This is a genomic window from Candidiatus Paracoxiella cheracis (assembly GCF_049348705.1).
GTDB classification, from domain to species: domain Bacteria; phylum Pseudomonadota; class Gammaproteobacteria; order Coxiellales; family Coxiellaceae; genus Paracoxiella; species Paracoxiella cheracis.
In genome coordinates this window covers 835,713-849,058 of the sequence record NZ_CP186485.1, presented here as the reverse complement: position 1 = coordinate 849,058, position 13,346 = coordinate 835,713, and the positions used below count along the sequence as shown (strand labels likewise).

The following is a 13,346-nucleotide window of genomic DNA, read 5'->3' as shown; positions in this document are numbered from 1 at the left end:
ATCGTTTCCGCATGCAGTTTGCTGTAGCGGAGCGCAAGCTTATTGACTCCACCTCCCAGGTTCAACTTATTTACAAGCGTGTCGCGATGCTCGTGATAGATTATTGCCATCCCTGTCAATAATCGACTCGCAATACGCGACAACTTAAATAACCGCGGACGTCCTCCTCACCCGCGCTCCGCGACCTCACGGCTCGACTACGCACGGGCTCTCAAATGACTTGACGGCTCGTAAAGATTTTTTGCAGTCGCTTACGCTCGGCAAAAAATCCCAGCCTGCCGCGGAATACGCGCCTTCGCTTCGCTCTCCATGGCGCGCATCGTTAGTGGTGATTTATTTTATAGAAGCGTTACTTAGTTTTCATATGCTCTAACATCTTTTGCAATTCGCCGTTCTGAAACATTTCACCGACGATATCGCTGCCACCCACAAATTCACCATTAATATAAAGCTGAGGAATGGTTGGCCAGTTAGAAAAATCCTTAATGCCTTGACGCAATTCAGGATCTTCCAATACATTAAAACTCAAAAAATCACAATCGCATTGACGCAAAATTTGCACGACCGCTCCAGAAAATCCACATTGCGGAAATTCAGGCGTGCCTTTCATGTATAAAACTACCGGGTGGCTTTCAACTTGCTTTTTGATTTCATCTTGGATGTTCATGAGTTACCTCTTTTCATACTCTTCTGGCGTCAATGTTTTTAAAGATAAAGCATGGATATCTACCTTCATTCGATCGCCTAAGGCATCATACACCATACGATGTCGAGCCAACATATTTTTTCCTGCAAATTCAGGACAAATCACGATGGCTTCAAAATGGTGACCATCACCATTAGCATGCACTTGACTATTTGCAAGATTGGATTCAATCCACTTTTTAATATTCTCTGGTGTAATCATCTGTCTTCTGTTTCACCTCGCGGTAAGATAAACTAGTGCCTGTCATTACTTTTCAGCACTTTGTCACTAAGGAGCCCATCGTACATGACTTACGTCGTTATCGACAACTGCATTCGGTGCAAATATACAGACTGCGTTGAAGTTTGCCCCGTTGATTGTTTCCGGGAAGGGCCTAACATGCTCGTCATCGACCCTGATGAGTGTATAGATTGTAACCTATGCGTGCCAGAATGCCCAGTTGATGCTATTTATGCCGAAGATGATCTCCCCGAAGGGAAAGATGCATTCACAGCACTCAACGCAGAGCTTGCTAAAGAATGGCCGATTATTACCTCGATAAAAGAGCCCCCATCCGATGCGGATGAGTGGGCAGAAGTACCCAATAAACTACAATACCTTGAACGCGAATGGAAAAAGTAAATAAACGAGTAGGTTTCGTCGCAACCGGTGATGAGCTTATCAATGGCGACATTCTCAACTCGAATAGCCAATATTTCGCCCAACGTCTCGTTGAAAACGGAATCCAACCGGGTCGACAGGTGGTGGTTTCAGACGACCAAAAAGAAATCGAATCTGCCATTCATTATTTATTGCAAGACCATAACGCAGTAATCACCATTGGCGGCTTGGGACCCACCGAGGATGACCGTACACGGTTTGCTTTGGCGGCTGCTCTTGATGTAGAACTGATTTTTAATAACCAAGTCTGGCAATGGGTTGTGGATATAATCACGAGCAAAGGTTTGGAAATTCCAGAAACTAATCGTCAGCAAGCACTGTTACCTGAAGGCTCTCATGCCATTTACAATGCAAATGGAACAGCCGCCGCTTGTTATATATCCTTTAAAAATCACGATATTTTTATGCTGCCTGGACCACCCAACGAATGTTTCCCCATTTTTAATGAAGCGGTGTTACCACGATTGTTGGAAGAAAATTATGCTTACAAAATTTATAAAAATTCATGGTTATTGATGGGTGCGAGTGAAAGTAGTATTGCAGCACAATTAGAGCCTCTAATGCCAAACTCAAACTGCGCTCTCGGTTATCGCGTACATTATCCGTATTTAGAAATAAAGTTGCGCTCAGAAGATGAAAAAGCATTAGAAAAATTAAGCAAGCAGTTTACAGAAATACTAAAACCAAAACTCATCAGCGAATCGAGACAAACAGCTTCAGAGCAATTTTTTCACTATTTAGAAACCACACAACAACACATCACTATCATTGACAATGCCACACATGGTTTATTAGAAAGCACGCTCAACGCACCGACCACACAGCATAGTGTTCATTTTTGTCATGAACCTTCCAAAGGTGAAAAACCACCGATTGCAGTCACGGTCACGGGTTTAGAAGGCTATTGGAAAGGAAACAAAGACCAAAGCGTACCCTTACCCATAACCATCCAAATTGAGCACAATCACAAAAAAGACACCATCGACACCAAAGTCTCAAACCGCGGCAAACAATCCATCGACTATGCCGTCGAAATTATTTGTTGGGAATTGTTACGCTTTTTGTCGCAAACGCAAGTCATTCAACAAAAATAAAATAAAATTAATAATTAACGGTGCTACTAAAATAAAAACGGCGGCATCAAATAAAAAACTTAAATAATGCATACGTAACCAATGACCATGCCTTGTCTCCGGCGAGACGATCAGAAAGGTAATAAGAATAGCCGCGTAAGCCAAAAATGTTTGTAACCAGTTTTTATAGCCTACCAGTCGCACGCTTTCCCGAAATGCGGAAATCATGTTCACTGTATTTATCGTTAAGATTGGAATCGTAAAGAAACACAGGACAATCCCGATTGTTAATGGAATACCAATTAAAAGTAAATAACTTAAGGCGCGTACCAAAGTTTTATCGGGAAAAATTCCGATGAAAATAGCACTAATTAAATAGCCAACAAAAAATATCACACAGCATCCCAAAATAAAGGCAAATACACCCGCATAAATCGAAGACCATTTATAATAAACCGTTCGACACACCACTTTCACCGACATCGGTTCACCTTTCAAGGTTTCATTGGCGCTGTAAAAAGCGGCCAACCAAAAATAGATCTCTAAAATAACCAAGATAATGACAATGATCATTCGGATGATTTGAATACTGGGCATCCCACCCCAATAAATATAAATATCTTTTACGAGCGTTGCTAATAAAATCAATGGAATAATTGCTTTTAACACTTTAGCATAATTAGCAAAGCTATAGCTGATCAAGCGAGTTATTGATTTTGACTCTGTAGGGTAAACATTCATTTTGTTTTCTCCAGTTGCGCCCATCCGGCGTAAGGTTTGAATCGCTCACCATACTGATTAGCAAACCGTTCTAATTCTTTCACAATAGTAACAACACCTCTGGCTTTTGCATAATTTAAGGGACCCCCACGGAACGGCGCAAATCCAGTTCCAAAAATCATACCTGCATCCAATAAATCAGCATCGCTAACAACCTTCTCATGCAAACAAGCAACAGCTTCATTTAACATGCGTAGTATTAATCGCTTACAGGTATTGGGATCCGATGAACCATCTCCCTGCATTTTTTTCTCTGGCTTACCATTTTTATACTCATAAAATCCACGACCGCTCTTCACGCCCAAATAACCATTCTTAACCATTTCTCGCAATCGTTCTGGCACCTCGCCACCAAAATAACTCGTCAAATTTTCTCCTACCGACAAACACACATCAAGCCCTACAGCATCGGCCAATCGAATCGGACCCATCGGCATACCAAAATCGGTTGCCGCTTTATCAATAGCATGGGGCGAATTATTTTCTTCAAGCAAAACCATCGCTTCTAATAAATACGGCATTAAAACACGATTGACTAAAAAGCCAGGACTGCTCGTAACAGCCAGTGGAAATTTTCCAAGCTTGCCGACAAAAGCCAAAGCTTTTTCAGCAATTTCTTGCGATGTTTTTTTGCCACGCACGACCTCAATCAAAGGCATCTTAGCGACCGGATTAAAAAAATGAACTCCGACTAAACGTTCGGGATTTTTTAAAACCGTGTTAATTTCATCCAGCGGAATACTGGAGGTATTTGTTGCTAAAATTGCATCCGGCTTTAATCGCGGTTCAATTTTTTTAAATAAATCTTGTTTTACCTTTAAATTCTCAAAAATAGCCTCGATGACAAGATCCGCTTTTTCAATCCCCACCCCTTCCACATCAGGCTCCAATCGATCCATCGCTGCTTGAACCAAGCGTGGCACTTTTAATTTATCTTTATACAAAGCATGAGCACGCTTAATGGCGGGTGCAATTCTTTCAGGTGATTGATCTTGCACTGTCACCCGAATACCGCGCAATGCACACCAAGCTGCAATGTCACCACCCATGGTGCCAGCACCAATCACATGAACATGTTTCGGTGCATATTTCACACCTTTAGCCAAGGCTTTAAGTTTATTTTGCAAAAAGAATACACGTACTAAATTGCGACTGGTGTCAGTCACCAATAAATCAGCAATTGATTTTGCTTCTGTTAAATACGCATTTTTTCCAACGCCTTCTTTAATCCAGTTATGCACGATTGCATACGGCGCGGGATAATGTGCTTTTTTAACTTTAGCTTCCAAATTTTTATAAAACAATCTGCCGAGCAAGGGTCTCACAAAACTTTCGTTACTATATTTTGCAACACCTTTAGGCTGGTGAGGCTTTGGTTGATGGAGCGCATAATAACGCGCTGCACGTTTCAACTGACGTATCGGCACTGCAACATCAACGATACCGATTTTTGCGGCAACTCGCGCAGGAACAGCAGAACCAGGTAGCATTATTTTCATAGCCGCAGGTGCACCAATTAATCGGGGCAATCGCACTGTTCCACCCCAACCCGGATGTATGCCCAATTTAACTTCTGGCAACCCAATTTTAGTTGTATCGTTATGTTCTGCAACGCGATAACGACACGCTAACGCTACTTCACAACCACCACCCAAACAAAAACCACTAATCATCGCAACGGTTGGCATCGGCAACGCTTCTAATTTATCGAGCACCAATTGGGCTTGACGAATTAAATCAAACGCTTCATCGGTATTTGAGAGCGACGTAAACTGCGTAATATCTGCACCCACAATAAATCCTGTATTTTTACCCGACAAAATAATTACTCCGGCAGGATTTTGCTGCGCCACATCGTCGAGCACATGATCGAATTCTGCAAATACTTCCCGATTCATCGAATTAACTTTCGCATCTGCTCGATCAATCGTTAGCCATAAAATTCGATCTTCATCGGTTTCCATTTTCCAATGTTTATACTTTTGCTCTGCCATACTGATTCCTTTTTTCTGAATTATGCTCATCTGATATCGAAATCTAACCTCTAATCCCTTTCCAACAACATAGCACCCCCTTGCCCTCCTCCAATACAAATAGTTGCAACACCACGTTTAGCATTTTTACGTTTTAATATATCTAGTAAATGCAAAACAATTCGTGTGCCACTAGTGCCAACAGGATGCCCAATAGCGACTGCGCCACCATCGATATTTAAACGGCTTTGATCTATCTCGCCAAATGCACGAGACAACCCTAAATGTTCACGACAAAAGTCATCGCTTTCCCATGCGTTCAAACAAGCCAATACCGTTGCTACAAAAGCTTCGTTAATTTCCCAGTATTCAATATCATCTATTTTTAAATTGTTGCGAGCTAGCATCGGTGTGGTCGCATACACAGGGCCCAACCCCATAATCGCTGGCGACAACGCAGCCCACTCCACATCGACAATGCGCCCTAATACGGGGAGCGAATATTTTTTGACGGCTTGTTCACTTGCCATCACAACCATCGCTGCACCATCAGTTACTTGTGAACTATTGCCGGCCGTGACCAACCCAAATTTACGATCAAATAAAGGTTTTAAACGCGCTAATTTTTCCATTGAGGTATCGGGACGAACACCATCATCATGTTCGTAAACGTTACCACGATCATCATAAATAGCAGTTACTTCTTTTAAGTGCCCTTCAGCCTGAGCTTTAGCCAACCGTTGATGGCTTCTCAAAGAATAAGCATCCATTTCTTCTCGTGTAATATTAAATTTGTACGCTAAAATTTCGGCTGTTTGCCCCATACCAAGCTCGCACAACGGATCTGTTAAGCCTCGAATTAATGCAATAATAGGAGAAAAATAATTAGGGCGTATTTTTGCGAGCGTTTTTAATTTTGCACCCAACGATTTTGAAGACTGCCAATCCGCCAACCAATGCAACATTTTATTATTAAAAAGCAAAGGTGCGCGACTCATTGCTTCTGTACCACCAGCTAACACTAAATCACAGCGGCCTGATGCAATATCTTTGAGTGCTGAGTCGATGGATTGCATGCCTGAACCGCAATTGCGCTGCACCGTCCAACCGGGCATATGATCACCACAACCCAAGCGTAACGCGATAATGCGTCCGATGTTCGCTTCATTTTCACTCGGCATGATGCAACCCATGACAACTTCATCTAAGTTTTGTGGTTCAAAGGGTTGTCGACTTAATAGTGCTCTTCCGGCATAAACCGCTAAATCTGCTGCTGAAAAAGGGCCCGGTCGATGGTGTGATTTTAAAAACGGTGTACGCAAACCATCAATAATATAAATAGGTTTTTCTAGACTCATCTTATTTCCTTTTGTCATCCGTAAACTCATCAACTTGCAATGCATCCCAATAAAGCGCCGAGAATTGTTGCAACTTCTCATATTCTTCGGCAGTGAATATTCCCGTGCGGAATGCCGCAGCGATGCGCGCCTCAAGAGTATCTTGATCCGCTACCTTTCCAGCTTTTTGTAGCTTCAGCAGCAAAGGTCTTACATTTTCCAAGCATTGAAATGTTTTTTCGATAAGACCCACCGCGTCATCCGTACCACCTAAATAACAATTCCGCGTCATGCGGTCTCGCACATCGGAGTCGTGCTGCATCAGTTTTGCGACTTCTGCACTTATTTTATCATGGGGTGGTAAATAAGCGCGACCCCACGGAAAAATAATTCTCTGCATGATTTTAGCAATACAATGAAAGGGAAAATTTTCAAAAAATGAATCGAATGAACGTTGAATTTGTGAAAGACAATAGCTAAGTGCCCATTGGGCAAAAGGCCAATCTCCCGCTCGTCTTCCATCATCGACATAGAGTTTTGCCACTGCCGAGCCCGCATACAGATAACTCAACACATCAGCCAAGCGACCCGACAAGGATTCTTTCAATTTAAGTTTGGATCCCATCAGCGCTAGCGTAATATCGGTTACAAAAATTACTGCATTACTCATACGCGTCATTTGTCGCAAATATTTTGTGGTTAAACTACTTTCTTTCACCTTGATCCATTTGCCACCGGTGATTCCATAAATAAAAGCACGAAATGTTCGGCTCAATACAAAATTAATATGAGATAAAAACAGCTTATCAAATTTTTTATTTTGCACGATGTCATCCGGATTTTCTGCTGCCATCAATTCATCGCGCAAATAAGGATGACAACGCATCACACCTTGACCATAAATGATTAAGTTGCGCGTTAGAATATTGGCGCCTTCCACCGTAATACTAATCGGTATACCGTGATAAATGCTGGCTAAATAATTTCGCGGACCCATCTGAATTCCCCGACCCGCGTGAATGTCCATCGCGTGATTAACCGTTTTTCTGGCCAACTCAGTGAGTTGATATTTCGTAATGGCTGATGCAATTGAAGGCCTTGCGCCTCGATCTACAGCCTCTGCTGTAAACAAACGCGTCGCATTTGATAAATAAGTATAACCGCCGATATGTGCTAACACTTCCGACACACCTTCAAACTGCCCAATTGGACGCTTAAATTGTTGGCGTATTTGTGCATAAGCACCACTGCTTCGAAAACATAATTCTGACACACCTGTTGCAAGCGCAGGTAACGATATCCCCCGACCCAACGATAAGCACTCCATCATCATTTGCCATCCCTTGCCACGATTGTCAGGGCCGCCAGCAATAAAATCGAGTGGCACAAATACATCTTTACCACGAACGGGACCATTCATGAATGGAACATTTAATGGTATGTGTCGAGGACCCGTTTCAACACCCGGTGTCTCTGCCGGAATTAGTGCAACGGTAATACCAATATTTTTTTCTTCACCTAATAAACGCTCGGGATCGTGCAATTTGAAAGCGAGCGCAATTAACGTGGTTACCGGCGCTAATGTAATATACCGTTTATCAAAATTGAGACAAATACCAACTATTTCTTTGCCTTCATATTGACCTTTGCAAACAATGCCCACATCCGAAATGCTCGTGGCATCGCTACCCGCTTCAGGCGAGGTTAACGCAAAACAACCGATTTCTTCACCCGATGCTAAACGTGGCAAGTATTGTTGTTTTTGTTTCGTTGTGCCGTAATGGCTAATAAACTCTGCTGGACCTAAAGAATTAGGCACCATAACAGTAATCGCCGCAGCCATAGAACGACTGGCAATTTTAGCCACAATGGTTGAATGGGCCACGGCAGAAAATCCACGGCCTCCATATTTTTTATCGATAATCAATCCCCAAAAACCTTCTTCTTTAATAAAATCCCATACTGCTTGCGGCATGTCATCATTTTGCTCGATATCCCAATGGTGTAACATACTGCATAAGGTTTCGGTTTGATTATCAAGAAACGCTTGTTCGTTTTGTGTTAATTTTGCGGGCGTCACATTCAACAGTCGCTGCCATTTCGGATGACCCGTAAAAAATTCTGATTCCCACCAAACACCACCAGCTTCCAAAACATCAATTTCTGCTTGCGATAGCGCTGGCTGCTGTTGACGAAACCAACGTAAAAATGGACGCGTGATTAATCGGAGTCGCAAACTAGAAAATATCAATAAAATTGCCAAAACAAACCAGATGAGCCAAAAAATAATAATTAACGCTATTGGCAATGCGGTACTGGTAATTAATAAAATTATAGCTGTAAGTGGAATCCAAATTTTAGAAGGTGCTTGATAAAAAATTAATGAAAAAATACCAATAATTAATAGTAACCAAGCAAAAAATGTCCACATATCGCATTAATCCTTGAATCGATTTTGGAGATAATGAAACACACCTCGCAGCGCAAATACTTCACCACCTACCGGCCGTCCAGGCCTTTTTTCTCCATTCCATGCATATAAATCAAAATGAGCCCACGGAATCTGATCCGACACAAAATGCTGCAAAAAAAGAGCGGCTAAAATACATCCAGCCATTCGATATTGCACGGCATGGTTTGTAATATCAGCAATCTCACTATTTAAATACACACGATATGGTTGATATAACGGTAACTGCCAAACAGGATCTTTAACAGTTTCTGCCGATGCTAATAAGCCTTCCGCTAATTCTTTATTGTTACAAAAAAGTGCCGGCAAATCTGCACCCAATGCAACCCGTGCCGCACCCGTTAACGTTGCAAAATCCATTAACATGTCAGGATCTTCGCTAATTGCTTCGGCGATGGCATCGCAAAGCACCAATCGACCCTCGGCATCCGTATTGGTAACTTCTACGGTGACACCGCTACGTGTTTGAATAACGTCGCCAGGTCGATAACTTTCACTGCCAATAGCATTTTCAACAGCAGGAATTAATAAACGTAAACAAACCGGTAATTCATGTGACATGATCATACGGGCTAAACCCAGCGCATGCGCTGCACCCCCCATGTCTTTTTTCATTAAGAACATACCGTCTGATGTTTTAATATCTAAGCCACCGGTATCAAAACAAACGCCTTTACCCACTAATGTAAGTTTTGGTGCGTTTGGATCACCCCATCGCAAATCGATCAAACAGGGGGGGCGACTACCTGCGCGTCCTACGGTATGAATGGCAGAAAATCCAGCTTCTATTAATTCATCACCAACTAAAAGATTAACTTTTGCATCAAACTCTTTTCCAACATTGATCACTGCTTCGGCTAATTCAGGAGGACCCATATCTTGAGTGGGTGTGTTAATTAAATCACGGATTAAATAAATAGTGCTGACCCAATCTTCAAGAAGATCTGCATTAATCGCTTTAGGAATTAATAATTTTGCGCGCAATGGAGCACGTTCACGGTAGGCATTAAATTGATAAGCGCCCAATCCCCAGCCTAAAAAAGCCTGTTGAAATTGGGCATCGTTTTCAAAATGCGTTTCATCAAAATGGTAGTGCCCCTCTGGCAACTGCTCAGGCAATGCACCAAACTGCAAAAAATCATCTAAATCAGTCACACCAACTAATATCGAGTGCACATCACCTTCAGCGGTTGGCACTAAAGAGATTTGGTCGGTGTCACCAGTAAAACCACTGTTCTTCACCCAAGCCTGAATGAAGCCGTCTTGTTTTTTTAACCAGTCTTGATATTGAGAAGATACAACCGGTTTGATGGGAATAGAAGGTTGTTCGTTGACACGGGTATAACATTCTAACACTGCAAGCTCTCCTATTGAGTAGCAATATATAATATACATGATATAACAGGGCCCACCCCCAAAGTCTAGATGGGCCGTAAAACAAGCGTGTCGCGATGCTCGTGATAGATTATTGCCATCCCTGTCAATAATCGACTCGCAATACGCGACAACTTAAATAGCCGCGGACGTCCTCGTCGCCCGCGCTCCGCGACCTCACGGCTCGACTACGCACGGGCTCTCAAATGACTTGACGGCTCGTAAAGATTTTTTGCAGTCGCTTACGCTCGGCAAAAAATCCGAGCCTACCGCGGAATACGCGCCTTCGCTTCGCTCTCCATGGCGCGCATCGGAAGTAGATTTTTTTAAATAGTGGTTGAAATTTAAACGAAATAATGCCAGCCAAAACGAATAGCCTCCCCCCAGAATTTAAAAAAATCTCGTTATGTTCCCTCAGAAGGCGAATCATCCAGATAATCTGCCTTGACAGGTAAAAATATCAGGATGCAACTCCCTATATGGACAAATTTACTCGATTTAAATTGCTCGCTGCTGCATATCCTGAGTTAAAAGCATTAATTACGATGTTGAAAAATTAGCCCAGGAAATTGCTATCGAGGTGAAATCATCCAAACGAATTAACAACATTTATACTAAAGGGTTGCACACTTTTGCAGCTTGTAAATCGAACTTCATATCCCCTAATTGAACCCACCTCCATTAGCAGTTACAATCACTGCGCAAAAACGGCAAGTCACCCTAAATTCTAAATAATAGGAGATTTTATGGCTCTTCATGCTTATAAACGGGGTATTGGACCTATCGGTTTAATGCTATCTGCAGTGAGTGCCATGATTGGCTCGGGATGGTTATTTAGCGCTCTTTTTGTCGCAAGAATTGCCGGTCCCTCATCAATTTTAGCATGGATTTTAGGCGGAATTTTAGTGCTCATCATCGCCTTTACTTACGCAGAAGTCACTACAATTTTACCGCTCACCGGCGGCAGCACACGCTTCCCCCAATTAACACACGGTACTTTTGTGAGTTTATTTTTTGGATGGATTACGTGGTTTGGCTTGATGACAGCCCCTCCTATTGAAGTTCAAGCTGTGCTGCAATATGCCGCAAATTATTGGCCTTCTTTATTAGTACCGCACAGTTCTCTGTATCATGGCTTAAGTATTTATGGATATATGCTGGCCACTTGCATGATGATTATCTTCAGCCTGATTAATATTTATTCCATTCGCTTAATTACCAAACTCAATAATATTCTTTCAATCTGGAAACTCATTATTCCTGTTATGACAGCAATCGTATTAATTTGCACAGCATTTCATTCACATAATTTTCATAATCCCACCTATGGTGGTTTTATGCCAAATGGTATAAAAGGCGTTTTTACCGCCGTGGCAACGGGCGGTATTTTGTTTGCCTTCAACGGTTTTAAACAAGCAGTGGAATTGGCCGGTGAAGCAAAAAATCCAGAACGCACTGTGCTGGTAGGCATTATCGGCAGCTTAGTGATCGTCTTGTCCGTTTATTTATTTTTACAAATTAGTTTCATTGGTGCGTTATCCCCCGCAAATTTAACAAAAGGTTGGCTCTATATTCATTTTATTGGTGATGCTGGTCCTTTTGCAGGCTTACTCATGAGCTTGGGCGTGGTATGGATGGCTGTATTATTGTATGCCGATGCATTAATCACACCGAGTGCCTCCGGTTTGGTTTATAGTACCAGTGCAGCCAGAACACTCTATGGTTTAAGTAGCAATCGTCAACTACCCAAATTTTTGCAAGAAGTTAATGAGCGCGGCATTCCCGCAAAAGCCGTGTTTGTAAACTTTATTGTTGGCATGACTTTTTTCCTACCGTTTCATGGTTGGTTTGCGATGGCAGAATTTATGTCATCCATTATCGCTTTATCTTACATCACCGGTCCCCTTTGTGCTTTATCGTTACGATATCAGTTGCCGCAACACAAACGCGTCCTTAAATTACCACTTATTTATGTGTGGAGCTTCATCGGATTTTATGTATGCACACTCATTGTTTATTGGACCGGATGGACCACCGTGTCTAAGTTAGGACTCAGTTTATTTATTTCTTTCCTGTTATTTATTATTTATCGACTGTTTTCAGAGCGTCCTCGTGGTGTGAACATGAATTGGCGCGCTTCAACGTGGTTATGGCCTTATTTGGTTGGACTCAATTTTATTTCTTATTTTGGTTCCTTTGGTGGCGGTATTGGGAAAATCACGTTCGGCTGGGATTTTCTGTATCTTGGCTTGCTCAGCCTATTGTGCCTCTCTCTTGCCATTCGTTTTCGAGCGACTGACAAACACGTTGAAGAAACCATGGAGCGCTTTGAAGAAGAAATCAAAACTGGCGTGCCTTCAACCGTGCCGGTAGAAAAAAGCGACCGCGGGTTGATTAGTTAGCGCAATGATTTATAATTAATTGATTTTTATATAAAAATAGATCATGCCAGGAAGGCGCATAGGGATGTTTACTAGCCAATCTAGATACTTGCAGGTATAATATGGGCTATCTACTGACGAGGAGATAGCCTATGAAATTACTTCCTGCTGCTCTTGCTCTACTGGGTTTATCGCTGCCCGTCTTTGCACTGGCTTCAAGCTCTCAAACTGTAAATTGCCCTGATGATTCTAATCAACAGTGTTATACATGTGACCAAACAAGTTGTGATGCTTTCTACCCCAAAAAAATTGACCCAGTTGATAATTCCGGTGTCCAAGACTTCTATTTTTCATGCTCAAAATCCTCACAACCACCCACTGTTACCGTGAGCACTAATAGCAAATTTCACCAAGACCAACAACGTGTTAAACAGGGTTGTGCCAATCCAAATATAGTTTCCAATACCACACATTATCAATGTATCAATAACAGTGACCGTGCCCCACTACCCGTTGGAGGCTTCATTACATTTAAAGTAACCTGCCCCGCTAAATAAACTCTTTGGATACAGACTTCAAAGCCCACTTCGGT

13 protein-coding genes are annotated in these 13,346 nt (G+C 42.2%); 6 read left to right on the top strand and 7 right to left on the bottom strand.

All coding sequences use genetic code 11. The features are described from left to right. Window positions 1-220 precede the first annotated feature (220 nt). Complete coding sequence (locus tag ACJMKR_RS04475) at window positions 221-373, top strand: hypothetical protein (RefSeq protein WP_423063956.1); 153 nt, start codon at window positions 221-223, stop codon at window positions 371-373. Here the strand turns inward: ACJMKR_RS04475 and grxD are convergent. Both grxD and ACJMKR_RS04465 read right to left on the bottom strand, forming a co-directional pair. Continuing rightward, window positions 350-667: a Grx4 family monothiol glutaredoxin gene (gene grxD, locus ACJMKR_RS04470; protein WP_423063955.1), complete on the bottom strand. Its 318-nt coding sequence runs from the start codon at window positions 665-667 to the stop codon at window positions 350-352. The two genes, ACJMKR_RS04475 and grxD, sit on opposite strands and share 24 nt — an antisense overlap. 3 nt (window positions 668-670) lie before the next feature. Continuing rightward, window positions 671-907: a BolA family protein gene (locus ACJMKR_RS04465; protein ID WP_423063954.1), complete on the bottom strand. Its 237-nt coding sequence runs from the start codon at window positions 905-907 to the stop codon at window positions 671-673. Between the two features lie 84 nt (window positions 908-991). On the opposite strand from ACJMKR_RS04465, the gene fdxA reads away from it, so the two are divergent. Both fdxA and ACJMKR_RS04455 read left to right on the top strand, forming a co-directional pair. Further along, window positions 992-1,327 carry a ferredoxin FdxA gene (gene fdxA / locus ACJMKR_RS04460; protein WP_423063953.1) on the top strand — a complete coding sequence of 112 codons (336 nt, stop codon included), beginning with the start codon at window positions 992-994 and terminating at the stop codon, window positions 1,325-1,327. Beyond that, the gene (locus ACJMKR_RS04455; RefSeq protein WP_423063952.1) at window positions 1,315-2,460 is read left to right on the top strand and encodes a competence/damage-inducible protein A; all 1,146 of its coding nucleotides are present in this window, start codon (window positions 1,315-1,317) and stop codon (window positions 2,458-2,460) included. The genes fdxA and ACJMKR_RS04455 overlap by 13 nt, the downstream gene beginning before the upstream one ends. On the opposite strand, the gene ACJMKR_RS04450 is transcribed toward ACJMKR_RS04455, so the two are convergent. Genes ACJMKR_RS04450 through ACJMKR_RS04430 form a run of 5 tightly spaced genes read right to left on the bottom strand, consistent with a single transcriptional unit; the run spans window position 2,419 to window position 10,355 of the window. Beyond that, window positions 2,419-3,180, bottom strand: a complete 762-nt coding sequence (locus tag ACJMKR_RS04450; protein WP_423063951.1) for a hypothetical protein — start codon at window positions 3,178-3,180, stop codon at window positions 2,419-2,421. The genes ACJMKR_RS04455 and ACJMKR_RS04450 overlap by 42 nt on opposite strands. Then, window positions 3,177-5,213 carry a 3-hydroxyacyl-CoA dehydrogenase NAD-binding domain-containing protein gene (locus ACJMKR_RS04445; RefSeq protein ID WP_423063950.1) on the bottom strand — a complete coding sequence of 679 codons (2,037 nt, stop codon included), beginning with the start codon at window positions 5,211-5,213 and terminating at the stop codon, window positions 3,177-3,179. The genes ACJMKR_RS04450 and ACJMKR_RS04445 overlap by 4 nt, the downstream gene beginning before the upstream one ends. A 50-nt stretch (window positions 5,214-5,263) precedes the next feature. Then, complete coding sequence (locus ACJMKR_RS04440) at window positions 5,264-6,550, bottom strand: acetyl-CoA C-acetyltransferase (RefSeq protein ID WP_423063949.1); 1,287 nt, start codon at window positions 6,548-6,550, stop codon at window positions 5,264-5,266. A 1-nt stretch (window position 6,551) separates the two neighbouring features. Next, complete coding sequence (locus tag ACJMKR_RS04435; RefSeq protein WP_423063948.1) at window positions 6,552-8,960, bottom strand: acyl-CoA dehydrogenase; 2,409 nt, start codon at window positions 8,958-8,960, stop codon at window positions 6,552-6,554. Window positions 8,961-8,966: 6 nt separating this feature from the next. Then, window positions 8,967-10,355 carry a leucyl aminopeptidase family protein gene (locus ACJMKR_RS04430; protein ID WP_423063947.1) on the bottom strand — a complete coding sequence of 463 codons (1,389 nt, stop codon included), beginning with the start codon at window positions 10,353-10,355 and terminating at the stop codon, window positions 8,967-8,969. Between the two features lie 229 nt (window positions 10,356-10,584). On the opposite strand from ACJMKR_RS04430, the gene ACJMKR_RS04425 reads away from it, so the two are divergent. The 3 genes from ACJMKR_RS04425 to ACJMKR_RS04415 all read left to right on the top strand — a co-directional run bounded on the left by ACJMKR_RS04425 (window position 10,585) and on the right by ACJMKR_RS04415 (window position 13,311). Next, window positions 10,585-10,707 (top strand): hypothetical protein, encoded by a 123-nt coding sequence (locus ACJMKR_RS04425; protein WP_423063946.1) that lies wholly within the window; start codon window positions 10,585-10,587, stop codon window positions 10,705-10,707. Between the two features lie 412 nt (window positions 10,708-11,119). Continuing rightward, window positions 11,120-12,775, top strand: coding sequence for an APC family permease (locus ACJMKR_RS04420; protein WP_423063945.1), 1,656 nt, complete (start codon window positions 11,120-11,122; stop codon window positions 12,773-12,775). 131 nt (window positions 12,776-12,906) lie between these two features. Continuing rightward, on the top strand, window positions 12,907-13,311 hold the full coding sequence (locus ACJMKR_RS04415; RefSeq protein WP_423063944.1) for a hypothetical protein: 405 nt from the start codon (window positions 12,907-12,909) through the stop codon (window positions 13,309-13,311). Window positions 13,312-13,346 lie beyond the last annotated feature (35 nt).

What these genes read in the sequence shown, in the direction of transcription:
- ACJMKR_RS04455 (WP_423063952.1), top strand. Translation starts at nt 1,315, where the DNA reads ATGGAAAAAGTAAATAAACGAGTAGGTTTCGTCGCAACCGGTGATGAG.
- fdxA (WP_423063953.1), top strand. Translation starts at nt 992, where the DNA reads ATGACTTACGTCGTTATCGACAACTGCATTCGGTGCAAATATACAGAC.
- ACJMKR_RS04415 (WP_423063944.1), top strand. Translation starts at nt 12,907, where the DNA reads ATGAAATTACTTCCTGCTGCTCTTGCTCTACTGGGTTTATCGCTGCCC.
- ACJMKR_RS04440 (WP_423063949.1), bottom strand. Translation starts at nt 6,550, where the DNA reads ATGAGTCTAGAAAAACCTATTTATATTATTGATGGTTTGCGTACACCG.
- grxD (WP_423063955.1), bottom strand. Translation starts at nt 667, where the DNA reads ATGAACATCCAAGATGAAATCAAAAAGCAAGTTGAAAGCCACCCGGTA.
- ACJMKR_RS04435 (WP_423063948.1), bottom strand. Translation starts at nt 8,960, where the DNA reads ATGTGGACATTTTTTGCTTGGTTACTATTAATTATTGGTATTTTTTCA.
- ACJMKR_RS04445 (WP_423063950.1), bottom strand. Translation starts at nt 5,213, where the DNA reads ATGGCAGAGCAAAAGTATAAACATTGGAAAATGGAAACCGATGAAGAT.
- ACJMKR_RS04420 (WP_423063945.1), top strand. Translation starts at nt 11,120, where the DNA reads ATGGCTCTTCATGCTTATAAACGGGGTATTGGACCTATCGGTTTAATG.
- ACJMKR_RS04465 (WP_423063954.1), bottom strand. Translation starts at nt 907, where the DNA reads ATGATTACACCAGAGAATATTAAAAAGTGGATTGAATCCAATCTTGCA.
- ACJMKR_RS04450 (WP_423063951.1), bottom strand. Translation starts at nt 3,180, where the DNA reads ATGAATGTTTACCCTACAGAGTCAAAATCAATAACTCGCTTGATCAGC.